The organism is Calidifontibacter indicus (assembly GCF_003386865.1).
Taxonomy (GTDB): domain Bacteria; phylum Actinomycetota; class Actinomycetes; order Actinomycetales; family Dermatophilaceae; genus Yimella; species Yimella indica.
Genome location: NZ_QTUA01000001.1, coordinates 2,403,177 through 2,426,784 on the forward strand (window position 1 = coordinate 2,403,177; position 23,608 = coordinate 2,426,784).

Genomic DNA, 23,608 nt, shown 5'->3' on the forward strand with positions numbered 1-23,608 from the left:
CCTCGCACAGGGAGCACCGCGGAAGTGCTCAGCGAGCGGGTGGCTCAGGTCTCGTCGTGTGCGACGGCAAGCAGGTTCTCGTGCTCGCCGAGCGCGGCGGTGACGGCTTCGGTCTTGCGGGCAGTCGCGACCACACGGTGACCGGCGTCCGGGGCGGCTCGTGCGATGTCGACGCCGAGACCACGTCCCGCTCCGGTCACCAGCCAAACGTTCGTGTCGCTCATCGATCCATCTCCTCGTGCTTCGCGGACGGCTCACCCGAACCAGGCGTGCCGACAGCGCAAACAGCACGACGCCGGCACCGATTCCCCAACCCTGGACAAACTTGCTTCCCGCAACCGTCGAATCGTTCCGGCCGCGTTAGATTCGAAGGGCCCGCCACCGCCTCAGCAATGGAGACACCATGTCCACAGGCCGTACTCTCGCCCGCGTCGCACTCGGCTCGTTCCTGACCTTCGCCGGCACCGGTCACCTCACTTTTGCCCGGCAGGAGTTCCAGGCTCAGGTGCCCGACTGGTTCCCCGCCGACAAGGACGCCGTCGTCCTCGCGTCCGGCGTAGTGGAGATCGTGCAGGGGCTGGCGCTGATCTCCGGTTGGAACCAAAAGACGGTCGGCAGGATCATCGCAGCGTTCTTCGTCGCCGTGTTCCCCGGCAACATCAGCCAGTTTCTGGAGCAGAAGGACGGTTTCGGTCTGGACACCGACACCGAGCGCGCCGTCCGGCTCGCGTTCCAGCCGCTGCTGGTGGCGTGGGCCCTCTGGGCGACGAACCAGGGTGACGAGGAGACTGAGTCCTCCCAGAAGTCGAGCTGATTCAGGCAGAAATCACGATGCAGACCGTCCTCGGTGCGATCGGGCAGATCGCCGAAGAACTCGCCCGCGAGCTGTACCGCAACCACACCCGCGACATCCGCCTGGTCCAGCCGCAACCCGAAGAAGGTTCACGACACCGACGAGCTCCACGCGGCCGATCGATCCGAACCGGTTTACCCAGGTTCTGGGGGCGAATTAACCCCGGTTGTCACGGGCGCGCTGCTTGATCTCGGCGATCACCTGACCCTTGGCGTCCGAGTACGCGTTCATGTCCGGCCAGTCCTGAGCGACGAGGTCCCGCTTGGTGCGTTCGTACAGTTCTCGATCGCCCTGGTCGGTGCGCAGTCGGTCGCGCAACAACAGGTAATCGTCCGCGGCCACGTCGCCGGTCTCGAGGATGTGCACGTGCACGTCGAGTTCGGGGGTGCGTACGAGCCGGTGCCCGGGCTCGCGAGCCCGCAACATGTAACCGGTGTGGAGTTGCGGCAGGTAGTCCTCCTCGGCGGTGACGTCGTCGACGACCACGAGGATGTCGATGATCGGCTTGGCCGCGAGTCCGGGCACCGAGGTGGAGCCGATGTGTTCGACCTGCTTCGCGGTCGCCCCCAGAGCCGCCCTGATGCGATGCTCGTGCTCGGTGAAAGCGCTGGTCCAGGACGGGTCGTGTTCTCGATGACGAGGTCTCGCTTCTCCACTCCGCCGACGAGTTCGACGGAGGTGACGTCGCGACCGCGGCGGCCGGGATTCGGAGACTCGGTCATGCGGCGAGGTTAACGTCCGGTGCGCTCAGCCTCATGACCCAGTACGAACGCCCGTTCGTACTCGAGGAACTGCTCGAACTCGCCGTGGCGCACCATCTTGTCCAGCCCGTTGATGCTCGCCGCGCAGACGTCGACCAAGCGGCTGAAAGCATCGATCCAGGACACTCATCCGACTCGGCGACCTCACTCGTGGTCCTTCGACTCCTTAATCCGGCCTTCCTTGCTGCGCTGCTTGTTCACAGTGGCCGCGGCGATCTCCTCGGCGCGGTCCTCGCTGCGACCCTGGTCTTCTTCGGACTCCTTCACGTGCTCGTACTGCCGCTCGTCCTTGTCGCTCCACTCCGTGGGCATGGCTCCTCCTGGTGGTCGTGATGATTCCGACCGTACCGACGGAGCACCGACCCACGGGAGTCGTCCGTGCGGGTGAATTTCGGGGTGCGCGCCATGCCCTACGTGCCTTGCAGTTCGTCGACCTCGGCCCGTAGTTGTTCGGCGTGACGGGACACGACGGCCCAGACGAGTTCGTAGTCGACTGCTTCGTACTCGTGAGCGAGGCGGTTGCGCATGCCGATGGCCCGCCGCCACGACGTGTCTCGGCGATGCTCATCGAGGAACGCCTCGGGAAGCCGCCGCACCGCTTCGCCCAGCTTGAGCACGAGAGAATCTGCAGAAAGCTTGGGCACATGGAGGTCGGGATCACTGTCGTACCACTCTCGTCCACGTGCCGCGAGCTGCTCAGCTCTCCGGCACAGTCGCGAGATGTCGGACAGCTTGTCGGATGTCCCGGGGCCGTACCTCTCGTCCAGCAAACTCACAGCGGCACCGAGGTGCGATCGATCTCGTGCCCCGACCAAAGTGCCCGAGTCGTCACCAGATCCACTGCGCAACCGAGCAACTGTTCCAACTCGTCGGCGGCATCGATCAGGTCGAGCACGTCGCCGTCACGGCCGATCTCGACGACGAGGTCGATATCGCTGCCCGGAGTGTCATCGCCGCGAGCCACCGACCCGAACACCCGCGCAGACGTGAGGCCGTGACCGGACAGGATCGCCAGCACCTCGGCACGGTGATGCTTCAACAGTTCACTCGGGCGCGGCCGGAGGGCATCCCGCAAGCGATCCAGCATCTGGGGCGACGGACGTCGGCGACCGGTTTCGTAGGCGGCGATGTTCGGTTGCGCAACACCGCTGCGGCGGGCCAGCTCAGCCTGACTGATTCCCGCAGCGGCACGCAATTCAGCAACCGTCGACATCAGGTAATGATATCTCGTGATATGGATCGTGGACGTTGGAATTGACCTCGTTGCTAACCGATTCTTGCAGCGCTCCTCTTCTCAGGATCTGCCCGCCAGGACGTCCCTCAGGTACGCGGCCGTGAGGCTGTCGATGTCGGCGGCGACTTCGCCGGGGGTGCCGGTGGCGACGATGCGTCCGCCGTCGTCACCGGCGCCGGGCCCCAGATCGATCACGTGGTCGGCCTGGGCGACCATGCGCATGTCCAACTCGACCATGACGACGGTGTTGCCGGCGTCGACCAGGCCCTGCAGATGCGCCATCAGGCGGTCGCTGTCGGCACTGTGCAGACCCGCAGTGGGTTCGTCGAGGACGTAGAGGGCGTCGCCCCGGTGGGCACGCTGCAGTTCGGAGGCCAGCTTCACCCGCTGCGCTTCGCCGCCGGAGAGTTCGGGCGCGGGCTGGCCGAGGCGCAGATATCCCAACCCGACGTCGCGCAGTACGTGCAGCGAGCGCTCGATCTCGGTCTCATCGGCGAAGAATTCGTGGGCTTCGTCCACACTCATCGCCAGGACGTCGGCGATGTTCCGGTCGTGCCAGGTGATCTCGAGCGTGCTCTCCTTGAACCGTGTGCCGTGACACGTGGGGCACGGGCTGTAGATGCTCGGCAGGAACAGCAACTCGACCATGACCGAGCCCTCTCCCTCACACGTCGGGCATCGTCCGGCGGCGACGTTGAACGAGAACCGGCCGGCCTTGTAGTGGCGCCGACGGGCCTGCGGGGTCGCCGCGTACAACTTGCGGACGTGGTCGAACAGTCCGGTGTAGGTGGCGACATTCGACCGAGGGGTGCGACCGATCGGCTTCTGGTCGATCGCAACCACTCGACGCAGACCTCCGAGTCCTTCGCGGCCACCTTCGACGTGCCCGTGCACCGAACCCTGATCGCCGGTGAGCAACAGGTCGACGTCGTCGTCCCCGTCCTCGAGCTCCGCTGTCGTGGACCGACCGAGAGCGGCCTCGACCAGCGTGGGCACGGCCTGACTGACCAGGCTCGACTTGCCCGACCCGGAGATGCCGGTGACCGCGGTCAGACATCCCAGCGGGAACTGCACCTTGACCTCGTGCAGGTTGTTGCGGCTGACGTCCGCGAATCGCAGCCAGCCATGCGGCTCGCGGGGCCGCCTGGACACCGGCGTGGGAGGCGCGAACAGGTAGCGGCGGGTGACCGATTCCTTGACGTCCGCGAGGCCCGAGGGTTCGCCGCTGAACAGGACGCGTCCGCCCTGCTCGCCGGCGCCGGGTCCGATGTCGACCAGCCAGTCGGCCTCCTTGACCACCGGTATCGAGTGCTCCACCACGAACACGCTGTTGCCGCGCTGCTTGAGTCCGCGCAGGATGCCGAGCAGCGCTTCGAGGTCACGCGGGTGGAGGCCGGCGGATGGTTCGTCCAGCACGTACACGACACCGAAAAGCTTGGACGACAACTGAGTTGCCAGCCGTAGCCGCTGCAGTTCACCGCCGGAGAGGGTTGGTGTCGTCCGCCCCAGCGAGAGGTAGCCGAGGCCGAGATCGATCATCGGTTGCAGTCGTTCGAGCAGTTCGGCGCACAGGCGACCGGCCGCGGCCTGCTTCTCCGCCGAGATGTTCGAGGTGCGACGGACGTCGGGTGCCGCGTCATGGGACGCACCGCCGGCATCCACCCGCGCCTTTCTGGCACGCGCCCGGGAGGCGTCGTCCAACGCTTCGCCTGCCGTGCCCTCGACCGGCACCCGATCGTCGGCGATCACACGCCGCGCGATGTCGGCCACCTGATCCAGCGGCAGCGCGGCGAACTCGGCGATGTCGAAGCCCTCGAACGTGACCGACAGCGATTCGACCTTGAGTTGCTTGCCGTGACAGGTGGGGCACACAGCACTGGTGACGAATTGCGAGACGCGGCGTTTCACGATCGCGCTCTTGGTGGAGGCGAAGGTGTCCAGCACGTACCGGCGAGCGCCGACGAAGGTGCCTTGGTAGCTCGGTTCGAGGTCCTTCTTGATCGCTCGCTTCGTCTGGGCCGGAGTCAGGCCGGCGTACACCGGGACGGTCGGGCGCTCCTCTCGTAGCCCATCGAGACGAGGATGTCGCGCTGGTTCTGCCCCTGCCACGCCGGCGGCCAGGACGCGATGGCGCGCTCGCGGATCGTCAGCGACGGGTCGGGCACCATCTGTTCTTCGGTGACCTCGTAGACCCGGCCGATCCCGTGGCAGGTCGGGCACGCACCCTGGGCGGTGTTGGACGAGAAGTCCTCGGCGTAGAGCATCGGTTGGCCCGGCGGATACCAACCGGCGCGCGAGTACAGCATGCGGACGAGGTTCGACAGCGTCGTCACGCTCGCGACGGTGGATCGGGCGTTGCCGCCGCCGCGTTGCTGCTGCAGTGCGACCGCCGGCGGCAGTCCCTCGATCGAGTCGACATCGGGGACGCCTGCCTGGTCGATCAAGCGGCGCGCGCAGGGTGCGACCGATTCCAGGTACCGGCGCTGGGACTCGGCGTAAAGCGTCCCGAAAGCAAGAGAGGGGGGCCTGACCCCGGTTCTTGGACACGCTGAATCCAGCATCTGCTGGGGAAGCGAGATGATCGAAGAACTATGGCCAGGAAGAACTACTCCGAGGAGTTCCGTCGTCAGGCCGTCGACTTGTACGAGACCACGCCGGGGGCGACGGTGCGCGAGATCGCCGAGGACCTCGGCATCGTCCGCGGCACGCTGCGGCACTGGCTCGAGGTCTACGGGACCGGCAAGAAGACCGCCGCTGACGGAACGCTGACCGCGAGCCCGCTGAAGCCCAGAACGACACCGTCTTCGCCCGTGAGAGTCGAGCCGCTTGAGCAGCGGGTCGCCCGGCTCGAAGCTGAGAACGCGGCACTGCGAGCAGAGACGACCAAGCTCACGACTGAGCGGGAGATCCTGCAGCAGGCGGCGAAATATTTCGCCGGGGAGACGCGCTGGTGAGTCGCTTCCAGTTCGTCGCCGATAACTCCGCCACCTTCGAGGTGAAGCGACTGTGCGAGCTCGTCGAGATCGAGCGCTCGTCCTACTACGCCTGGCTCAACGCCGCGCCGGCCCGCGAAGCCAGAGCAGCTGACGACGCGGCGCTGGCTGAGCGGATCAGAGCGGTCCATGCCGAGGACAACACTCAGGGCGCGCCGCGGATCACCGCCGAGCTCAACGCTCAACTCGGTGACAGCGCGGCTGCCGGTGAGCGGGTCAACCACAAGCGTGTCGCGAGGGTGATGCGGCTCGAGGGCATCCGGGGCTACATGAAGCGCCGCAAGGTCCGCACCACGATTCCCGAGCCATCGGGGCAGAAGCACCCCGACCTGCTCAAGCGTGACTTCACCGCCGAGCGCCCGAACGAGCGCTACGTCGGCGACATCACCTACCTGCCGATCGCCGACGGCACCAATCTGAACCTGGCGACCGTGATCGACTGCTACTCCCGCAGGCTCGTCGGATGGGCGGTCGCCGACCACATGCGCACCGAGCTCGTCGAGGACGCGCTCAAGGCAGCCGCCGCAACCCGCGGCAGCCTCAAGGGCGCCGTTTTCCACAGCGACCACGGCTCGGTCTACTGCTCGAAGGCCTACGCCAAGCTCTGCCGCAAGCTCGGCGTCACCCAGTCCATGGGCGCCGTCGGCACCAGCGCGGACAACGCGCTGGCGGAGTCGTTCAATGCCACCATGAAGCGCGAGGTCCTCCAAGACGCCGCCTGCTGGAGTGACGAGTTGGCCTGTCGCCGGCAGGTCTTCAAGTGGCTCGTCCGCTACAACACCAAGCGCCGCCATTCCTGGTGCCGCTACACCTCGCCGGTCGCCTACGAAGCCGGCTACACCGCTACGCTGCGACCTGCCGCGTAATCACACCCCGTGTCCACGATCCGGGGGTAGGGCCCGCGTGTGCCCGGGGTGGGGTTTTGCCTGAAGCCTTCGAGGTCGTCGACCGCCGGGGGTGCGATCTGGACCCGGTCGACACGGCGGCGGCCGAGGGGGGCGTCTACCTGACCTCCTTCGTGTGGCCGTGGCAGCGTGAGCGCCACGCACGACTCGCGGCGGCTCTCGCGGTCGCGAGGGAGCACCCTGTCGTGGTTGACCGGGCTCCGGCCTCGCAGTGGGTGGCCGAGCGGCTCGCCGAGCCGGTGCCCGACGGCGTCCTCACGGTGGTGTGGCACTCCGTCACCCGGATGTACTGGCCTGCCGAGGAGACCGCCGCCGTGCAGGACGCGGTCCGGGTGGCGCGAGGGCGGATGCCGCTCGCCCACGTCGCGTTCGAGCACGACTGGGCGGCGGCCGCGGGGAGCGGGTCGCCCGGACTTCCCCGGGTGGAACTCGACGGGGAGGTCCTGGGCGTCGGGGACCACCACGGCCCGCCCTTACGCTTGTCCCGATGACTTCCCCGCACAGGCCTCACGACCCGCGACGGGCCGACCTCCGGCGATCGCGGCGACCCTCGCCCGAGGTCATCGCCCGTCGCCGGCTGGTCGTCGGGGGCGGCGCGCTCCTCGGGGTGGGGGCGCTGGGCCTCGGGGTGCGCGAACTGGTCACCGACGACGCCACCGCCTCCCCAGCGATGGCGACCACGGCTGGGCCGACCACCGGCGAAGGGTCGACCGGCGAACCCACCGGTGCCACGGCATCCCCCTCGCCCAGCCCGACGGCGGGCGCCTCAGGCGTTCCCGAGGGCCAGGCCTCGCCGGTGGAGGCGCTGAAGCTCGCCAACCGGCTCGAGGAGTACCTGTCGGGGCGCAGCGGGCGACTGGGCCTGGAGATCGTGGACCTGCGCCGCGGGCAGAGCTTTCGCCACGAGGCGAGCGAGGGGTTCTGCTACAGCACCATCAAGGTGCTGGTTCTCACCACGGTGCTCCGCCAGGCGCAGGAGGCCGGTGAAGACCTCACCGAGCGCGAGCGCGACCTCGCGAGGCGGATGATCACCCGCAGCGACAACGGGGCGACCGAGACCCTCCTCGCCCAGGTGGGGCGCGATGAGGTCGAGCGGGTCGCCGGGCTCGTCGGGATGACGAAGACCCAGATCGACTCGGGATGGTGGGGCTTCTGGCGAACCGTCCCCGGTGACCTGTCGCTCATGGTGGATGCCGTGTTGTCCTCTGATCGGGTGCTCGACGGGGGCCGTCGCACGATCGCCCGAATGCTCATGGCCGATGTGGTGCCCCAGCAGCGGTGGGGCGTCTTCGCCCCGGAGTCGCGCCGCGTGCACGTGGCGGCCAAGAACGGCTGGGGCCCCCTGCCCGACGGCTACCGTCTGAACTCGACAGGGTGGGTGAGCGGAGCGGACCGGCAGTACGTGCTCAGCATCCTGTCGCGAAGCACTGCCGGGTTCAGCCACGGTCGGCGCACCATCAACGAGGTCGCCGACATCTGTCATCGGGCGATGGTCGATGGCCTCGCCTGAGTCACTCGACGTCGACCCAACCCAGGGTCCGCTCGACCGCCTTGCGCCACCCGGCGTAGCCGTCGCGCCGCTGCGCGTCGGTCCACTGCGGTTCCCACCGCTGCGCCTGGGCCCAGTTGGCACGCAGTTCGTCGGTGCCCGACCAGAACCCGGTGGCGAGCCCCGCAGCGTAGGCGGCACCGAGGGCCGTGGTCTCCGGCACGACCGGCTTGGACACCGGCACACCGAGGATGTTGGCCTGCAGCTGCATGCACAGGGTGTTGGCGGTGATGCCCCCGTCGACCTTGAGGGTGGTGAGGGTGACCCCGGAGTCGGCGGCCATCGCGTCGACGACGTCGCGTGACTGGTAGCAGATCGCCTCGAGGGTGGCTCTTGCGACGTGGGCGTTGGTGTTGAACCGTGACAGGCCCACGATGGCGCCGCGCGCTGAATCGCCCCGGAGTGTCCGGAGACTTTCTCAAACGGTCAGCGCAGCGGTTTGCTGGGCTGTTTTGCGAGCGTAGTACGCCTCCTCAAGCTCGACGGGTGGGATGTCGCCGCAGTACTCGTACAGGCGCCGATGGTTGAACCAGTCGACCCATTCGGTGGTCGCGATCTCGACGTCATCGGCGCCCTTCCAGGGCTTGGCTCGCTTGATCAACTCGGTCTTGTACAACCCGTTGATCGACTCCGCTAACGCGTTGTCGTACGAATCCCCAGTACTACCAATGGAATCCGCGACACCGGCCTCGGCCAGGGCTTGACCGAACCGGATCGAGGTGTACTGAGACCCCCGATCGTGGTGATGCACCAACGCGCTGAAATCAGCTGTCCCGTAACGGTTCCGGGTCCAGACAGCCTGCTCGAACGCATGCAACACGAAGTCCGTCGTCATCGACGTCGACACCGACCACCCCAAGATCCGCCGCGCGTAGGCGTCGACGACGAACGCGACGTACACCCACCCCGACCACGTGCTGACATAGGTGAAGTCGGCGACCCACAGCCGGTCCGGCGCCAACGGCGCGAACCGGCGACACACCAGATCATCCGGACGCCGATCAGCGGCCGACGCGTCGGGCGTCGTGGTCCGCTTGACCGTGCCGCGGATCGCGCCCCGCCACCCGCGTTCACGCATGATCCGCTCCACCGTGCACCGGGCAACCCGGTGGCCTTCGCGGTTGAGTTGCAACCACACCTTCCGAGCCCCGTACACGCTGTAGTTCTCGGTGTAGACACGGTGAATCTCTCTGGTCAGCAACGCTTCTCGCCAGTCCGAGGTGGTCATCGGGCGATCCACGAGTTCGTAATAGGTCGATGGGGCGATCGTGATCCCGTGCTCGGTCAGCACGGAACAGATCGGCTCGACACCCCACCGCAGACCACCAGGTTCACGCCGATCGGCGTGCACCCTGATGAAGTCCACGATCAGCCGCGTGGCCGGTCGAGCTCGGCTGCGAAGAAAGCCGAGGCTGCCTTCAGGATCGAGTTCGCTCGCTTCAACTCGGCGACCTCGCGCCGCAGCCTGCGCAGTTCCTCCGACTCGGCCGTCCCGACCCCGCCGACACCGCCAGCAGCGCCGGCGTCAGCCTCTGCCTGACGCACCCACTTCCGAAGCGTCTCGGCCGACCCGATCCCCAACAAAGGAGCGACCCGCTGGATCGCCGGCCACTCACTCTCGTCCGAGGGCCGCTCGGTCACCATCCGCACCGCGCGCTCCTTGAGCTCCGCGGGATACCTCTTCGTACCAGTGCCTGCCATGACTCCAACCTTCCCAACATCTGGAGTCTCCGGACATGCCGGGGCGATTCACGCACTGCGGCTGAGCACTCATCACTCGTCCTCCTGATCAGGTTCCCTAGACGTCAAGGATTGCACCCGCACGAACATCCCACCTGACTTGCACAGGTGATGCCGATTGATGGCACCTGACGCGGTGTTTGTGCTGGTCAGCGGGTTGCCGGGTTCGTGATCCACACACTAACGGTTGGGATGAGCGACAGCCATGCCGCCACGGTAGTGGCGCTGAGTGCACGCGGGCCTGATCTCTGCTGGACTCGTCCTGCCACTTCTTTCGATCGAGCGGAGCGAACCATGAACATCCCGAAGAACACCATCTGCCTGTGGTACGACAAGGACGCGGAAGAAGCTGCGCACTTCTACGCGTCCGTCTTCCCCGACAGCGAGATCGAGGCTGTCCACAGCGCACCGACCGACTTTCCGGGCGGCAAGAAGGACGACGTCCTCACCGTGCACTTCACCGTTCTCGGTCTCCCGTGCCTCGGCCTCAACGGCGGCGACACGTTCAAGCAGAGCGAGGCGTTCTCGTTCCAGGTCGCCACCGATGACCAAGCCGAGACCGATCGCTACTGGGACGCGATCGTCGGCAATGGTGGACAGGAAAGCGACTGCGGTTGGTGCAAGGACAAGTGGGGCGTGTCCTGGCAGATCACACCCCGCGTCCTCAGCGAGGCGATGAACTCGACTGATCCTGGAGTCAGCGAACGCGCGTTCACCGCCATGATGACCATGCAGAAGATCGACGTCGCCACGATCGAGCAAGCGATCGCCGACAACTGACGCCGCCTCAGTCTTCGGTCTGGTCGTCCAGGTACCGCAGCAGCTTGGTCGCAGCGTCCTCGATCTCCCGGTGCTTCCACTCGGCTGCTCGATATTGGCATGCCAGCAGCCCTGAGCGGTGCACCTTGTCGAAGTCGCCGAACCCGAAGCCGTAGCGCCCCTTGGTCTGTTCGGTCGCGCCATCAACCAGCGCCAGATGCCACGCGCCGTACTCGGTCCACGAGTGTGAGTCCAGAAACTCGTTCTCCTGGTTCGCGTCGGGCTGCGCATCGCCCCACTGCGACTTCGTCACAACCTTGCCCTCGCGGATGAGCTTGCGCGCATGTGTGACGGCCATCTTGTTGACCGAGTACTCAGGCATGACGCCACTCTCCCACCGAGCACGCAGTCCTTGGGCTCAACGAACCGTTCCGGCACCCACCAACATCTCGCACTGGCCGATGAACCCGTTCGGACCTTCGAACTGTCCGAGCGCGTCCTCCACCGCGCGCCACCTCCTGCGGTTCGACCTCCGTGAGTCCCGCCATCATCTGGTGAGCACCGATCGACTCACGTTGGAAGCGGACGCAACCGGCCGCCGACGGCACCAATCTGTACCTGGCGACCGTGATCGACTGCTACTCCCGCAGGCTCGTCGGATGGGCGGTCGCCGACCACATGCGCACCGAGCTCGTCGAGGACGCGCTCAAGGCAGCCGCCGCAACCCGCGGCAGCCTCAAGGGCGCCGTTTTCCACAGCGACCACGGCTCGGTCTACTGCTCGAAGGCCTACGCCAAGCTCTGCCGCAAGCTCGGCGTCACCCAGTCCATGGGCGCCGTCGGCACCAGCGCGGACAACGCGCTGGCGGAGTCGTTCAATGCCACCATGAAGCGCGAGGTCCTCCAAGACGCCGCCTGCTGGAGTGACGAGTTGGCCTGTCGCCGGCAGGTCTTCAAGTGGCTCGTCCGCTACAACACCAAGCGCCGCCATTCCTGGTGCCGCTACACCTCGCCGGTCGCCTACGAAGCCGGCTACACCGCTACGCTGCGACCTGCCGCGTAATCACACCCCGTGTCCACGATCCGGGGGTAGGGCCCACCGAGGTAAATGACCAGGCCGATCACGAGCCAGACCAGGAAACGCAGCCAGGTCTCCACCGACAGCGCCGCCATCAGGCCGAGACAGCGCAGCGCCGACACGATCGGCAGCAGTGGCACTGCCGGCGTGCGGAACGGCCGCTTCATCCTGGGCTTCGTCGCCGCAGGACGGCTACCGCGATCGACACCACGAGGAAGGCTAACAGCGTGCCGATGCTCACCATCTCGGCGAGCACGCCGAGCGGCACCAGTCCGGCCAACACGCAGACGACCACCGTCGTGGCGAGGGTGATGCGCCACGGGGTCTGGAACTTCGGGTGCACCTTGCCGACGCCGGCCGGCAGCAGCCCGTCGCGGCACAGCGCGAAACCGATGCGTCCCATCGCGACGATGTCGACGAGGATCACCGAGCTCAGACCTGCGATCGCCGCGATGCCGATGAGCACCTTGGCCCAGCCGAGGCCGACCTGGTCGAAGGCGTCGGCGATGGGGGCACCCTCGGAGATGCTGGAGTACTTCACCATGCCGGTGATGACGAGGCACACCGCGAGGTAGAGCACGGTGCAGATGACCAGGGTGCCGATGAGTCCGCGCGGCATGTCCTTGGCGGGGTCCTTGGTCTCCTCACCGAGATTCGCGACGGCTTCGAAGCCGCTGTAGGCGAAGAAGACGACCGCCGAGGCGACGAGGATGCCGGTGAAGCCGAAGGCGGTCGGGGTGACCCCGGAGACGGCTTGCCACAGCGGCTGCCCGAGTCCGCTGGTGCCTTCCTCGACCGGCTTCGATGGCGGCACGAAGGGCTTGAGGTTGCTCGCCTTCACGAAGAAGACGCCGGCCACCACGACGAAGATGCAGATCGACACCTTGATCACGACGAGGGCGTTCGTCACCAGCTGCGAGCTCGGCGTAACAAAGGGCCGCGAGCAAGCTGACGACACCGGCGACGGCGAACGAGATGACGATGGCCGGGCCCGCGTGGTTCTTCGCCTCGACCCCGGTGAGGGTGAAGATGCCGGTGCCGATGACGATCCCGATGCCGAACCCCATGAGGTCCCAGGCGGTGAGCCGTTTGCTCAGCCGGGCATGGTGGTGGCCGCTCCCCTTGTCCTTGTTCTGTTCCAGGACGGTGTCGACGTCCTTGGTGCGCAATACCCCGTTTCTGGCCATTCGGAAACCGTATTGGTATCCGATGTACCGGTTGGGCGAAGCGGCACGACGAAATGTCGCCGGGCTCAGGTGATTTCGATCTCGACCACGTCGCCCGCACCCATCTGCACCGCCTGCGACACCCGCAGCGAGTCGTACCGCTGCAGCCGCACGGACTCCCCCGCAGCGGTGACGTCGGCCGGCTCGCCGACGCAGACGAGGAACCGCTGCACGCCGTCGTCGGCCGTGGTCCACGCCTCGCCGTCGCGATGCACGCGCACTGTCGCGTGCACGCGTCCGCGGCGGGTCATGACGTTGAGGTCGCGGGTGGTGCCGCTCGGCAGCGTGGCGTCGACCTCGACTTCACCCGCGAACGCATAGGGCTCGAGCGGGACGAGCCGCAGCGGCTCTCCCGCCACCATCAGGTCCATGGCGGCACCCGTGATCAACGTGATCACCCGGTCGACGTCCGGGTAGGCCGAGAACGGCCCCGCCCGGGCGACCTCGGCGATGCTGATCCGCCAGTCGAAGTGGCCGCCCTCACCCGGCTGGGCGGCGACCTCCCAGGTGATGCCGCCGCCGTTGCGCCAGGGCGACGGGTCGATGTCCGCGAACCGAATGATCTGCACGGCAACGGATTCCATCACACCCGGCGCCCTGTCACAGCGACATGCCGCGCGGTCATGACCCCGAACGGCGTCCGATCACGTATCCGAGCGCCACCCCGACGGCCGCGCTCAGCAACTGCGGCAGATACGCCTTGAGCAGCGTCGGACCGACCAGTCCGCCGAGGTCGATCGAGTCGTCGGCCACCGGCTGGGCCACGCGCAGCGCGGGCGCAGGCTTGGACGCAGGTGCAGCGGCGGGCGGCGAAGGCGCCGGAGCCGGGGCGGCCGCCGGTGCTTCGGCGGACGCCGCCTCGGGTGTCGCTTCGACGGGTGTCGTGTCGGCGGTGCTGACCGGTTCGTCGGCGGGTTGCGACAGACGGCTTTCCAGGCAGGCAACGAACTGCTGCAACAGCTTGTCAGAGACGTCCTGCATCACCCCGCGCCCGAACTGCGCGGGTTTGCCGGTGACCTTCAGGTCGGTGACGACATCGACCTTCGTCGAATCGCCTTGCGGCTGAAGGGAAAGGTGCACGGTGGCACCCGCGGTGCCGTTGCCGCGCTTGTCCTTGCCCTTCGCGTCGATGACCGCCGTGTGTGCGGCGTCGTCACGTTCGACGAAGTCGCCGCTACCGGCGTAGACCAGCGCGATGGGTCCGAGCTTCACCTTGACGGTGCCCTCGAAGTGGTCGCCCTCGGCCGAGGTGATGGTGGCGCCCGGGAAGCACCCGGCCACCCCCTCGAGGTCGGTGAGGGTGGCCCAGGTGCGTTCGGCGTCGGCGGGGACGGTGAAGGAGTGCTTCAGATCCATCAGGCCGCCCCGCCTGCCGCGGCCAACACCGCGCGCCGGGTGAGCACTGTGGCGAGGTGCTTGCGGTAGTCGGCGTCGCCGTTGAGATCGGACGGCGGGTTGGTGCCCTCCGCCGCGGCGACGGCGGCCTCCCGCACGGCCTCGTCGGTGGCGGGCTTGCCCACCAGTGCCTGCTCGACCGTGGTCGCGCGCAACGGGGTGGAGCCCATGTTGGTCAGCCCGACGCGCGCCTCGGCGATCGTGCCGCCCTCGACCCGCACGGTCGCGGCCACCGCGACGATCGCCCACTGGTGCACGACACGCACGAACTTCTCGTAGTGCGCGCCCCACCCGGTGTGCTTGGGCACCCGGATCTGGGTGAGCAGTTCGTCCTCACCGACCGCGCTCTCAAAGAGGTCGACGAAGAACTCGGACGCCGGCACGGTGCGGGTGGCACCGCCTTGTCCGGCGATCACGAAGCTCGCGTCGAGCGCCAGTGCCGCGGCGCCGATGTCGCCGGCGGGGTCGGCGTGCACCAGCGCGCCCCCGACGGTGCCGCGGTGCCGCACTTGCGGGTCGGCGACCTCCGCGAGGGTTCGGGTGAGCAGCGCCGCGTGCTGAGCGACCGACGCGTCACGCAACACCGTGTCGTGAGTGGCCATCGCGCCGATCACGATCGAGTCGCCGTCGTCGGTGATCTCGCGCAGCTCGGCGATGCGCCCGAGGTCGATCACCTTCTCCGGCGAGTTGAGCCGCATCCGCAGGATCGGCAGCAGGCTCTGCCCGCCGGCCAACACCTTGCCCTCGTCACCGGCCTCGGCCAAGGCGGTCAACGCCTCGGCGACGGTGGTGGGGGCGACGTAGTCGAACTGTGCCGGGATCATCGGGCACCTCCCTGGATCGCGCGCCACACCCGTTGCGGGGTGCAGGGCATTTCGATGTCGTTGATGCCGAGCGGCCGCACCGCGTCGACGACCGCGTTGACCACCGCGGGGGTCGAGGCGATGGTGCCGGCCTCCCCCACGCCCTTGGTGCCGAGCGTGTTGGTGGTGGACGGCGAAACCGTGTTGTCGGTGACGAAGTTGATCGTGTCGGCCGCCGTCGGCAGCGTGTAGTCGACGAACGAACCGGTCACCAGCGTGCCGAACTCGTCGTATTCGGCTCCCTCCCACAGGGCTTGGGCGATTCCCTGCACGAGGCCGCCGTGGATCTGTCCCTCGACGATCAGCGGGTTGATCACCACGCCGATGTCGTCGACACAGACGTACTTGTGCAGCTTGGTCGCCCCGGTCTCGGTGTCGACCTCGACCGCGCACAGGTGCGTGCCGTGCGGGAAGGAGAAGTTGATCGGGTCGTAGGTCGACTCGGCGTCGAGACCCGGCTCCACGCCGTCCGGCAGGTTGTGGGCCGCGAAGCTAGCCAGGGCGAGCTCGGCCATCGTGACGCCCTTGTCGGTGCCCTTGACCGTGAACTTGCCGGCCGCGAACTCCAGGTCGTCGGTGTTGGCCTCGAGGATGTGCGCCGCGATCGGCCGCGCCTTCTCGATCACCTTGTCGGCGGCCCGCACGATCGCCTCGCCACCGACGACCAACGAGCGCGAACCGTAGGTGTCGAGACCCTTGTGCGCGATCTGGGTGTCGCCGTGCAAGACCTCGACGTCCTCGAACGCCACGCCCAACCGGTCGGCGACGATCTGGCTCCAGGCCGTCTCGTGTCCCTGACCGTGCGGGGAGGTGCCGGTGACGACCTCAACCTTGCCGGTGGCGAGCATCCGGATGCTCGCGTGCTCCCAACCGCCGGCTCCGTAGCTGAGCGAACCGAGCACCCGCGAGGGCGCCAGGCCGCACATCTCGGTGAAGGTGGAAACGCCGATGCCGAGTTGCACCGCGTCGTTCGACTCCCGACGCCGCTGCTGCTCGGCACGCAACTCGTCGTAGCCGAAGAGTTCTTTCGCGCGGGCGGTGGCGGCCTCGTAGTTGCCGGAGTCGTACTCCATGCCGGCGACCGTGGTGAATGGGAACTCCTCGTGCTTGATCCAGTTCTTCTCGCGCACTTCCAGCGGGTCCATGTTCAGCTCGGCGGCGAGTTCGTCCATGATCCGCTCGATGCCGAAGGTGGCCTCCGGTCGGCCGGCACCGCGATAGGCGTCGACCCACGTCTTGTTGGTCAGCACCGTCTGGCAGTTGAACTGGTAAGCCTTGAACTTGTAGATGGAGTTGAACATCCACGCGCCGAGCACCGGCACGCCGCCGCCGACGATCGCGACGTAGGCGCCGAGGTCGGCCAGCAGGTCGACCTTGAGGCCGGTGACGATGCCTTCCTTGGTCGCGGCGAGGGTGAGCTTCTGCCACTGGTCACGGCCGTGGTGGGCCGACAGCAGCGACTCCGAGCGGGTCTCGGTGTACTTCACCGGCTTGCCGAGCCGGCGGGCCACCGCGACGGTGATGAACTCCTCGGGGGTGGTCTGCAGCTTGCCGCCGAAGCCACCACCGACGTCGGGGGCGATGACGCGTAGCTTCGACTCCGGGATGCCGGTGGTCGCGGCCAGCGCGAACCGCAGGATGTGCGGCACCTGGGTGGCCGACCAGATCGTCAACTGCTCACCGGTGGGGTCGCAGACCGTCGACCGCGGCTCCATGAACGCCGGGATCAACCGCTGCTGCCGGAACTCCCGCTCGATGACGATGCCGTTGGCCTGTGCCTCGGCGATGGCTTCGTCGACGTTGCCGCCGGATCCCTCTGTGGCGGAGTCCAATTGCCAGAAGGCCGACTTGTTGGTGCCGAGGTCGGGGTGCGCCAGCACCTCGTCCTTGAGCGCCTCCTTCATGTCGAGCACCGCGGGGAGTTCCTCGTAGTCGACGTCGACCAGTTCGGCGGCGTCGCGCGCTTCGGCGGCCGACCGGGCGACGACCGCCGCGACGATCTCGCCGGCGCACGCGACGTGTTCGAGCACCATCGGCAGGTGATCGGGGGTCTTCTGTTCGGGGCTGATCGGCCAGGCGTTGATGTTGACGCCCTGCGTCTGCGCGATGTCGGCGCCGGTGACGACGTCGATGACGCCGGACGCCTCCCGCGCGGCCGAGGTGTCGATCGAGCGAATCTTCGCGTGTGCCAACGGGCTTCGCACCATTGCGAGGTGCAGCATGCCGGCCAACTGGATGTTGTCGGTCCACTTGGTGCGCCCGGTCAGCAGCCGCTGATCCTCCTTGCGCTTGCGTGCATTGCCGATCTCGGGTGTCGCGGTTGCCGGTGCGTCGTCGACGGTGGTCATGCCTGCTCACTCCCCTGGCTCGCCCCGACGGGGCTCAGATTGGTGCCGCCGGCGGCCTGTCGAACCGCCTTGACGATGTTCTGGTAGCCGGTGCACCGACACAGGTTGCCCTCCAGCCCGACCCGGATCTCTTCCTCCGAAGGGTTCGGGTTGGCTCGCAGCACGTCGATCGACTGCATCACCATTCCCGGTGTGCAGTAACCGCATTGGAGGGCGTGGTTGTCGTGGAACGCCTGCTGCACCGGGTGCAGTTGGCCGTTGCGCGCGATGCCCTCGATCGTGGTGACATCGTGACCGTCGGCCTGCACGGCGAGCATGTTGCACGACTTCACGCTCACCCCGTCGAGGTGCACGGTGCAGGCGCCACAGTTGCTGGTGTCGCAGCCGACGACCGTGCCGACCTTCCCCAACCGTTCTCGCAGGTAATGCACCAACAACATGCGCGGCTCCACCTCGTCGGTGAAACTGTCGCCATCCACCTTCACGCTGATCCGGGTCATCCTCGACTCCTAGTGCCGGTCGGTACTGCTTGACTCTGCTTCTTTCGTGCGGGTCGTGCTCGCCCTGTCGTTCGGTTCCGCTGCTTCCCGATCGTGGTCGGATCCGCTTGCATCCGCAAGGGATTCTGTGAGTTCACTCACATCATCGGGCCGATCAGGCAACTCGTGGTGGTGGATCGGCCCGTCGGTCGCCGTGAGCCGGTCACCGCGTCCGCCCCAGCGCAGCGCCACGATCTCGGCGGCGATGCTGACCGCCGTCTCCTCCGGGGTGCGGGCACCGAGGTCGAGGCCGATCGGGCTGGACAAGCGGCCGAGTTCGCCGTCGGACAGCCCCGCCTCCCGCAGGCGCTCGGTGCGGTCGTCGTGGGTGCGGCGCGAGCCCATGGCTCCGATGTAGGCCACCTTCGGCAGGCGTAACGCCACTTCCAACAGCGGCACATCGAACTTCGGGTCGTGCGTCAGCACGCACAGCACCGTGCGTTCGTCGACGCGTCCGGCCTCTGCCTCCTTGGCGAGATATTTGTGCGGCCACTGCACGACCACCTCGTCGGCGTCGGGAAACCGGGTGTTGGTGGCGAACACCGCGCGGGCGTCGCAGACCGTCACTCGGTAGCCGAGGAAGCGCCCCATCCGCGCGCACGCGGCGGCGAAGTCGATTGCGCCGAACACGATCATCCGCGGACGCGGCGCGAAAACCGCTGCGAACACACGCATTCCCTCGCCGCGCCGTTCGCCGTCCGGGCCGTAGGTGAGCGCCGCGCTGTGCCCGCTGCTGATGAGCCCCGCGACGTCGTCGGCCACGGCGTCGTCGATGCGGGCGCTGCCCAGCGAGCCGCTGCGCGACGGACGTGTCTCTGCCGGTCGCACGATCATCCGGCGTCCGACGAACGCGGCGTCGGGATGCTGCACGACCGTCACGACCGCGACCGGGCGGCCGGCCTCGATGTCGTCGGCGACGTCGCCGAACTCGGGGTAGGTCTGCTGGGAGACCTTCTCGACGTAGATGTCGAGGATGCCGCCGCAGGTGAGGCCGACCGCAAAGGCGTCGTCGTCGCTGACGCCGTAGCGCTGCAACGCCGGGGTGCCGGTGTCGAGCACTTCTTGGCCGAGTTCGTACACCGCGCCCTCGACGCAGCCGCCGGAGACGGATCCGACGGCGGCACCGCCCGGACCGACGAGCATCGCCGCACCCGGCTGTCGCGGTGCCGACCGCCACGTGCCTACGACCGTGGCCATCGCGACGTCCTGACCCTCGCGCCACCAGCCGAGCAGGTCGGGCAACACCTCACGCAAGATCGACCACCCCCGCCACCTTTGCGAAGGTGTGCAGCGAGTGCCCGGCGACCAGCGCGTCGAGATGCGGCAGGGCTGCGACGATGCCGGCCTGGATCGGTAGGTAGCCGGCCTTGCCGGCGTGCGGGTTGACCCAGACGACCTTGTGCGCGAGGGCCGCGAGCTGTTGCATCTGTTCAGCGAGCAGCGTCGTGTCGTGCCGCTCCCAGCCGTCACTGCACACGACCACGACGGCGCCGCGGGCCGTTCCGCGCCGCCCCCACCGGTCGAGGAACGCCTTGAGCGACTCCCCCAGACGGGTGCCGCCCGACCAGTCGGGCACGGTGTCGCCGGCGTCGACGAGAGCGAGTTCGGCGTCGCGCTGGTGCAGGGCGCGCGTCACCCGGGTGAGCCGCGTGCCGAGGGTGAACACCTCGACGGGGTGCCCGCTGCCGGCCCAGTGGTGCGCGAGTCGCAGCAGCGCGTCGGCGTAGTCACGCATCGACCCGGAGACGTCGATCAGCACCACGATGCGCCGCCGCTTCACGGTGCGGTGGCGCCGACGCAACTCCACAGGTTCGCCGAGGTGGGCGAGTTGGGCGCGCATGGTGCGGCGGGCGTCGATACTCCCCCGCCGCGCGGGCACCGTCCGGTTGGTGCGCCGCGTCGGCTCAGGACGCGGCAGCGAACCGAACATCGTTGCGAGCAAACTCTTTTCGGCGCGGGAGAGCTCTGCGACGTCGCGGTGGCGCAGCACCTCCTGCTCGCTCGCGCCGGCTCGGATCACCTCGCCCTCCTCGGTCTCGTCGGGGGCACCCTGACCGGTGCCGAGCAGGTTGCGCGACGGTTCGGCGCGCACGTTCGCCACCTCGCCGGGGCGTTGCTCCTCCGGTGGCTTGAACCACGCCTCGAAGGCCCGGTCGTAGCGCGAGAAGTCGTCGGGCGATGAGCAGAGCGTGGCCCGGCCGGCCCAGTAGGTGGCTGCTCGATCACCCAGGTCGAGCGTCGCGACGGCACGCAGGTAGGTCGCCTCGCGATCGGGGGTGACCGCCACGCCGGCCTTGCGCAGCACCCGCGCGAAGCCGAGCAGGATCGCGTCCGGGGGTGTTCCCTCGGCGACGGGGCGTGTCATTGCCTGTGTCATTGCCCGGCCAGGATCCGGTCGAGGCTGTCGCGCACTCGGGCGAGGTCTTCGCGGTACTTCACCGCAACACCGAGGGTCGCCGACGCGGTCTCGAGGTCGAGGTCGCAGCGGCCGAGTTCGTTGAGGGCGCGCACCCAGTCGAGCGTCTCGGCCACTCCGGGCGGCTTGCGCAGGTCGTCGCGCCCGCGCAGCGACTGGCTGGCCCGCACGACCTGGTCGGCCAGCTTCTCGCCCACTTCCGGTGCCCGGCTGCGCACGATCTCGAGTTCACGCTCGATGCTCGGGTGGTCGATCCAGTGGTAGAGGCAACGGCGCTTCAGCGCGTCGTGCAGTTCGCGGGTGCGGTTGGAGGTGAGCACCACGATCGGCGGCGGGTCGGCCTTGATCGTGCCGACCTCGGGGATGGTCACCTGCCAACTCGACAGCACCTCCAGCAGGAATGCCTCGAATTCGTCGTCAGCACGGTCGATCTCGTCGATGAGCAGCACCGCGGGGGTCTCGCGCAGTGCGCGCAGCACCGGTCGCGCCAGCAGGTAGCGCTCGTCGAACAGTGACGCCTCGACCTCCTCGGCCCGCTGCGCATCGCGGTCGGCGGCGACCGCTTCGACCGCCCGCAGGTGCAGAATCTGCCGCGGGAAATCCCAGTCGTAGAGCGCTTGGGAGGCGTCGATGCCCTCGTAACACTGCAGCCGGATGAGCGGGATGTCGAACGCTTCGGCGAGCGACTCGGCCAGTGCGGTCTTGCCGGTGCCGGGTTCGCCCTCGAGCAGCAGCGGGCGCTGTAGGCGCAGCGACAGGAAGGTGACCGTCGCGAGGGCGTCGTCGCACACGTATCCGGTGCCGCGGAGGTGTTCGGCGACTTCAGCTGCCGACTCGACGTGAAGATCCATCCCTCACACCCTAGGTCGTGATGTGGCGTGGATCACGTATTGTCCGGTAATTCGTCGACGTCTTCTCCCGTGGCGAGATCGCCGCATTCGACGACCTGCGCGCCGTGCTTCTTCAGGTAGCGCCGGGCGCCCTCGTCGCCCTCGAGTTCGGCGGCCAGGTCGGCCCAGTGGGCTCGGCCGATCACCACCGGGTGACCGGGTCGTCCACCGTATTCGGCTCGCACCAGTGCGGATTCGTCGCCACCCGCCCCTTCCCGAAGGCGCGTCAGCACGGCCGGGCCGACGTCGGGCAGATCGACGAGGTGGATGACCGCGACCGCGGAATCCGTTTCACCCAGTGCGCGCAGCCCGGCGCGCAGCGAGGCGCCCATGCCCTCGTCCCAGTCGGCGGCGACCACCGTCCGCACGGTGTCGCCGGTGAGCAGTTCGGCCGCTTCGTCGGCGGCGGCGCCGAGCACGACCACGATCGGGTCGCACCCGCCGTCGCGCAGCACTCCCACTGCACGCAGCAACCAGGAGGTGCCGTCGGCGTCGTGTCGCAACGCCTTCGGCCCGCCGATCCGGCGTCCGGCGCCGGCCGCGAGCAGCAGACCGGCGGCCGAACCGCTCATCGTCGTCATGCGATCAGTTCAGCACCATTCGCGGCTCGCCGCCGACAAGGCCGGTGCCGGAGATCGTGCAGCTGCCGCCGCGCGGGGTGCCGCCGTTCCAGACCTGGCGCACACAGTTGCGGGTGGCCAGCTGCGCCCAGTAGTTCGGGTGCAGACTCTCCTAGATGTAGTAGTTCGACGTGGCCGTGCTCACCGTGCGGATCTGGTTGACCCACTCCGTCCTGTCGACCGCTCCGGCCGACTGCCACGACGAGAGCCCGACCTCCTCGTAGAGGCCAACTCCCTTCTCGCACAGGCGCCTTCCGTTGAAGGCAGCCGACAGGTTGAGCACCTTCGCACCGGCGATACCGGAGTCGCTGACCGCGCCCTGCACGGCCGAGTTGATGGTCGGGAGGGCGGTGCTGTTGGCCCAGTCCGCGTCCGCGTTCCAGAAGCCACAGCCGCCGGTGCTCTGCCGGGTGTAGCCGCTCTGGCTGTACCGGAAGCCCGCGCTGCTCGGGATCGGCGAGGCGTAGTTCTGCACCACCAGCGTCCAGCCGTTGTCGGCGTAGCCGGCGTTGCGCATCGCGGTGCGCACGTTCTGCAGGGCACCGGTGATCTTGGCGCGCACCGCGGCGACGTTGGCCGCGGTGAAGTTGGCCTTCACACTCGAGTCGTTCTTGCAGTAGCTCGGCAGCCACGAGGGCGTCGTGAGGAAGTCGGTGACGCAGGTCTGCACGATCGAGGCGAAGTTGAAGTCGTTGCCGCCGATCGACACGACGACCATCTTCACGTTGTGCGCGCCGGCGAACGACTGCAGCATCGCGGCCTGACCCTGCCCGGCCGAGCCGGAGTAGAAGTCGATGCCCGGCTTGAAGTAGGTGCCGGTCGTGGTGCTCGTGGTCGCACCGGAGCAGGCGAAGTTGACGCCGTTCACTCCCCCACCGATGTATGCCTCTGCCGACGCGCTGCGGTGGCATCGGTTGATCTGCTCGGCGGTGTGAGTTGCGTTGTCGTAGTAGGCGGTTCTGCCGAGCGCATCGGCGGCGGTGGAGCTGCTGTTCGAGCTGCCGGCCCAGCGGCCGGCCTCCCCGGAGATGTACGAGTCACCCAGCGTGGCGACGTACGGCGTGCCCTGGCCGGGGCCGTCGGCGCGGGCCTGCGGGGCCTGCACGACGAGGCCGGTCGCGGCAAGCGCGAGTGCGGCGACTGGGGCAACAGAACGGCGGAACAGGGAGAAGCGAGGCAAGACCATCGGAGTCCTCTCGGAACGAAGGGGGCGTGCACCGTTGCACGCCCCCGACGCAGGAGTGTGACAGTGGTCACAGGCGCGCGACAAGACCTGTCCGGCAGTCAATCTCGGGTGGCCCGACTGGGCCGGCGCTCGCACCGCACCGTCCGTGCGCACGAAGTCGCGTCAGGCGCGACTTACTTGGCGGTTTCAGCGCGTACGCGCGAGTAATTCGCGTCCGACGCGAGTTGGTGCGGTCGCCGTGCGGGCGCACGGCG

Annotated in this window: 25 protein-coding genes and 3 pseudogenes; 6 read left to right on the top strand and 22 right to left on the bottom strand. The window is 68.0% G+C overall.

Annotated features, from left to right (window positions below):
- Positions 1–44: 44 nt before the first annotated feature.
- Complete coding sequence (locus tag DFJ65_RS11400; RefSeq protein ID WP_115923127.1) at positions 45–224, bottom strand: SDR family NAD(P)-dependent oxidoreductase; 180 nt, start codon at positions 222–224, stop codon at positions 45–47.
- Between the two features lie 179 nt (positions 225–403).
- Between DFJ65_RS11400 and DFJ65_RS11405 the strand changes: the two genes are divergently transcribed.
- Complete coding sequence (locus tag DFJ65_RS11405; RefSeq protein ID WP_115923128.1) at positions 404–814, top strand: DoxX family protein; 411 nt, start codon at positions 404–406, stop codon at positions 812–814.
- 195 nt (positions 815–1,009) lie between these two features.
- Here DFJ65_RS11405 and DFJ65_RS11415 read toward each other — a convergent pair whose 3' ends face one another.
- The 6 genes and pseudogenes from DFJ65_RS11415 to DFJ65_RS11440 form a co-directional block, all read right to left on the bottom strand.
- Complete coding sequence (locus DFJ65_RS11415; protein ID WP_342767536.1) at positions 1,010–1,435, bottom strand: GrpB family protein; 426 nt, start codon at positions 1,433–1,435, stop codon at positions 1,010–1,012.
- 149 nt (positions 1,436–1,584) lie between these two features.
- On the bottom strand, positions 1,585–1,740 hold the full coding sequence (locus DFJ65_RS11420) for a hypothetical protein (protein ID WP_211308427.1): 156 nt from the start codon (positions 1,738–1,740) through the stop codon (positions 1,585–1,587).
- 18 nt (positions 1,741–1,758) lie between these two features.
- A complete protein-coding gene (locus DFJ65_RS11425; protein WP_211308428.1) occupies positions 1,759–1,926 on the bottom strand; it encodes a hypothetical protein in 168 nt (55 codons plus the stop codon).
- A 98-nt stretch (positions 1,927–2,024) separates the two neighbouring features.
- Positions 2,025–2,390, bottom strand: a complete 366-nt coding sequence (locus DFJ65_RS17200) for a HepT-like ribonuclease domain-containing protein (RefSeq protein ID WP_147301381.1) — start codon at positions 2,388–2,390, stop codon at positions 2,025–2,027.
- Positions 2,387–2,827 carry an XRE family transcriptional regulator gene (locus DFJ65_RS11435; protein ID WP_115923130.1) on the bottom strand — a complete coding sequence of 147 codons (441 nt, stop codon included), beginning with the start codon at positions 2,825–2,827 and terminating at the stop codon, positions 2,387–2,389. Before DFJ65_RS11435 ends, DFJ65_RS17200 begins: the two co-directional genes overlap by 4 nt.
- Positions 2,828–2,908: 81 nt before the next feature.
- Positions 2,909–5,409 (bottom strand): annotated as a pseudogene (locus DFJ65_RS11440) (excinuclease ABC subunit UvrA).
- Between the two features lie 30 nt (positions 5,410–5,439).
- On the opposite strand from DFJ65_RS11440, the gene DFJ65_RS11445 reads away from it, so the two are divergent.
- From DFJ65_RS11445 to DFJ65_RS11455, 3 genes are all read left to right on the top strand, one after another.
- Positions 5,440–6,707, top strand: a protein-coding gene (locus DFJ65_RS11445; protein WP_115923131.1) for an IS3 family transposase whose coding sequence is annotated in 2 segments (ribosomal slippage) — positions 5,440–5,782 and positions 5,782–6,707 — 1,269 coding nt in all. Because the reading frame shifts where the segments join, the coding sequence is not laid out codon by codon here.
- 56 nt (positions 6,708–6,763) lie between these two features.
- Positions 6,764–7,237 carry a DUF2332 family protein gene (locus DFJ65_RS11450; protein ID WP_170144072.1) on the top strand — a complete coding sequence of 158 codons (474 nt, stop codon included), beginning with the start codon at positions 6,764–6,766 and terminating at the stop codon, positions 7,235–7,237.
- Entirely contained in the window at positions 7,234–8,256 is a 1,023-nt protein-coding gene (locus DFJ65_RS11455) for a serine hydrolase (RefSeq protein ID WP_147301382.1), read from the top strand. Before DFJ65_RS11450 ends, DFJ65_RS11455 begins: the two co-directional genes overlap by 4 nt.
- 1 nt (position 8,257) lies before the next feature.
- On the opposite strand, the pseudogene DFJ65_RS11460 reads toward DFJ65_RS11455, so the two are convergent.
- Positions 8,258–8,683, bottom strand: a pseudogene (locus DFJ65_RS11460) (FGGY-family carbohydrate kinase); the annotation flags it as partial.
- Between the two features lie 30 nt (positions 8,684–8,713).
- Positions 8,714–9,996 (bottom strand): IS3 family transposase gene (locus DFJ65_RS11465; protein WP_425452986.1). Its coding sequence is split into 2 segments (ribosomal slippage): positions 8,714–9,675 and positions 9,675–9,996, totalling 1,284 coding nucleotides; the frame shifts between segments, so codons are not numbered across the junction.
- Positions 9,997–10,329: 333 nt separating this feature from the next.
- On the opposite strand from DFJ65_RS11465, the gene DFJ65_RS11470 reads away from it, so the two are divergent.
- Positions 10,330–10,815 carry a VOC family protein gene (locus DFJ65_RS11470; protein WP_115923134.1) on the top strand — a complete coding sequence of 162 codons (486 nt, stop codon included), beginning with the start codon at positions 10,330–10,332 and terminating at the stop codon, positions 10,813–10,815.
- Positions 10,816–10,822: 7 nt separating this feature from the next.
- Here the strand turns inward: DFJ65_RS11470 and DFJ65_RS11475 are convergent, their stop codons facing one another.
- On the bottom strand, positions 10,823–11,176 hold the full coding sequence (locus tag DFJ65_RS11475) for a hypothetical protein (protein ID WP_115923135.1): 354 nt from the start codon (positions 11,174–11,176) through the stop codon (positions 10,823–10,825).
- 209 nt (positions 11,177–11,385) lie between these two features.
- Here DFJ65_RS11475 and DFJ65_RS11480 point away from each other — a divergent pair.
- Positions 11,386–11,856 (top strand): annotated as a pseudogene (locus DFJ65_RS11480) (IS3 family transposase); the annotation flags it as partial.
- On the opposite strand, the gene DFJ65_RS18095 reads toward DFJ65_RS11480, so the two are convergent.
- From DFJ65_RS18095 to DFJ65_RS11535, 12 genes are all read right to left on the bottom strand, one after another.
- Positions 11,826–12,038, bottom strand: coding sequence for an amino acid permease C-terminal domain-containing protein (locus tag DFJ65_RS18095; protein WP_245950184.1), 213 nt, complete (start codon positions 12,036–12,038; stop codon positions 11,826–11,828). The pseudogene DFJ65_RS11480 and the gene DFJ65_RS18095 overlap by 31 nt on opposite strands.
- Entirely contained in the window at positions 12,035–12,781 is a 747-nt protein-coding gene (locus DFJ65_RS18100) for an APC family permease (protein ID WP_245950186.1), read from the bottom strand. Before DFJ65_RS18100 ends, DFJ65_RS18095 begins: the two co-directional genes overlap by 4 nt.
- Before the next feature lie 342 nt (positions 12,782–13,123).
- The gene (locus tag DFJ65_RS11490) at positions 13,124–13,681 is read right to left on the bottom strand and encodes a HutD/Ves family protein (RefSeq protein WP_115923136.1); all 558 of its coding nucleotides are present in this window, start codon (positions 13,679–13,681) and stop codon (positions 13,124–13,126) included.
- Positions 13,682–13,718: 37 nt separating this feature from the next.
- Positions 13,719–14,453 (bottom strand): SRPBCC family protein, encoded by a 735-nt coding sequence (locus tag DFJ65_RS11495; RefSeq protein WP_115923137.1) that lies wholly within the window; start codon positions 14,451–14,453, stop codon positions 13,719–13,721.
- Complete coding sequence (locus DFJ65_RS11500) at positions 14,453–15,316, bottom strand: FAD binding domain-containing protein (RefSeq protein ID WP_115923138.1); 864 nt, start codon at positions 15,314–15,316, stop codon at positions 14,453–14,455. The genes DFJ65_RS11495 and DFJ65_RS11500 overlap by 1 nt, the downstream gene beginning before the upstream one ends.
- On the bottom strand, positions 15,313–17,703 hold the full coding sequence (locus DFJ65_RS11505; protein ID WP_115923139.1) for a xanthine dehydrogenase family protein molybdopterin-binding subunit: 2,391 nt from the start codon (positions 17,701–17,703) through the stop codon (positions 15,313–15,315). The genes DFJ65_RS11500 and DFJ65_RS11505 overlap by 4 nt, the downstream gene beginning before the upstream one ends.
- Positions 17,700–18,203, bottom strand: coding sequence for a (2Fe-2S)-binding protein (locus DFJ65_RS11510; RefSeq protein ID WP_115923140.1), 504 nt, complete (start codon positions 18,201–18,203; stop codon positions 17,700–17,702). The genes DFJ65_RS11505 and DFJ65_RS11510 overlap by 4 nt, the downstream gene beginning before the upstream one ends.
- A 9-nt stretch (positions 18,204–18,212) precedes the next feature.
- Positions 18,213–19,496, bottom strand: coding sequence for an XdhC family protein (locus tag DFJ65_RS11515; RefSeq protein WP_115923141.1), 1,284 nt, complete (start codon positions 19,494–19,496; stop codon positions 18,213–18,215).
- The gene (locus tag DFJ65_RS11520; RefSeq protein WP_115923142.1) at positions 19,489–20,607 is read right to left on the bottom strand and encodes a vWA domain-containing protein; all 1,119 of its coding nucleotides are present in this window, start codon (positions 20,605–20,607) and stop codon (positions 19,489–19,491) included. Before DFJ65_RS11520 ends, DFJ65_RS11515 begins: the two co-directional genes overlap by 8 nt.
- 8 nt (positions 20,608–20,615) lie before the next feature.
- The gene (locus DFJ65_RS11525) at positions 20,616–21,509 is read right to left on the bottom strand and encodes an AAA family ATPase (RefSeq protein ID WP_115923143.1); all 894 of its coding nucleotides are present in this window, start codon (positions 21,507–21,509) and stop codon (positions 20,616–20,618) included.
- Positions 21,510–21,541: 32 nt separating this feature from the next.
- On the bottom strand, positions 21,542–22,129 hold the full coding sequence (locus DFJ65_RS11530; RefSeq protein WP_115923144.1) for a nucleotidyltransferase family protein: 588 nt from the start codon (positions 22,127–22,129) through the stop codon (positions 21,542–21,544).
- Positions 22,130–22,280: 151 nt separating this feature from the next.
- Positions 22,281–23,354: an SGNH/GDSL hydrolase family protein gene (locus DFJ65_RS11535; RefSeq protein ID WP_245950188.1), complete on the bottom strand. Its 1,074-nt coding sequence runs from the start codon at positions 23,352–23,354 to the stop codon at positions 22,281–22,283.
- Between the last annotated feature and the right edge of the window lie 254 nt (positions 23,355–23,608).

Bases quoted from the DNA above. Each gene is read 5' to 3' on its own strand.
- DFJ65_RS11400 (WP_115923127.1), bottom strand. From the start codon at position 224: ATGAGCGACACGAACGTTTGGCTGGTGACCGGAGCGGGACGTGGTCTC.
- DFJ65_RS11405 (WP_115923128.1), top strand. From the start codon at position 404: ATGTCCACAGGCCGTACTCTCGCCCGCGTCGCACTCGGCTCGTTCCTG.
- DFJ65_RS11425 (WP_211308428.1), bottom strand. From the start codon at position 1,926: ATGCCCACGGAGTGGAGCGACAAGGACGAGCGGCAGTACGAGCACGTG.
- DFJ65_RS11435 (WP_115923130.1), bottom strand. From the start codon at position 2,827: ATGTCGACGGTTGCTGAATTGCGTGCCGCTGCGGGAATCAGTCAGGCT.
- DFJ65_RS11455 (WP_147301382.1), top strand. From the start codon at position 7,234: ATGACTTCCCCGCACAGGCCTCACGACCCGCGACGGGCCGACCTCCGG.
- DFJ65_RS11470 (WP_115923134.1), top strand. From the start codon at position 10,330: ATGAACATCCCGAAGAACACCATCTGCCTGTGGTACGACAAGGACGCG.
- DFJ65_RS11475 (WP_115923135.1), bottom strand. From the start codon at position 11,176: ATGCCTGAGTACTCGGTCAACAAGATGGCCGTCACACATGCGCGCAAG.
- DFJ65_RS18095 (WP_245950184.1), bottom strand. From the start codon at position 12,038: ATGAAGCGGCCGTTCCGCACGCCGGCAGTGCCACTGCTGCCGATCGTG.
- DFJ65_RS11490 (WP_115923136.1), bottom strand. From the start codon at position 13,681: ATGGAATCCGTTGCCGTGCAGATCATTCGGTTCGCGGACATCGACCCG.
- DFJ65_RS11495 (WP_115923137.1), bottom strand. From the start codon at position 14,453: ATGGATCTGAAGCACTCCTTCACCGTCCCCGCCGACGCCGAACGCACC.
- DFJ65_RS11500 (WP_115923138.1), bottom strand. From the start codon at position 15,316: ATGATCCCGGCACAGTTCGACTACGTCGCCCCCACCACCGTCGCCGAG.
- DFJ65_RS11505 (WP_115923139.1), bottom strand. From the start codon at position 17,703: ATGACCACCGTCGACGACGCACCGGCAACCGCGACACCCGAGATCGGC.
- DFJ65_RS11510 (WP_115923140.1), bottom strand. From the start codon at position 18,203: ATGACCCGGATCAGCGTGAAGGTGGATGGCGACAGTTTCACCGACGAG.
- DFJ65_RS11520 (WP_115923142.1), bottom strand. From the start codon at position 20,607: ATGACACGCCCCGTCGCCGAGGGAACACCCCCGGACGCGATCCTGCTC.
- DFJ65_RS11525 (WP_115923143.1), bottom strand. From the start codon at position 21,509: ATGGATCTTCACGTCGAGTCGGCAGCTGAAGTCGCCGAACACCTCCGC.
- DFJ65_RS11530 (WP_115923144.1), bottom strand. From the start codon at position 22,129: ATGACGACGATGAGCGGTTCGGCCGCCGGTCTGCTGCTCGCGGCCGGC.
- DFJ65_RS11535 (WP_245950188.1), bottom strand. From the start codon at position 23,354: ATGGTCTTGCCTCGCTTCTCCCTGTTCCGCCGTTCTGTTGCCCCAGTC.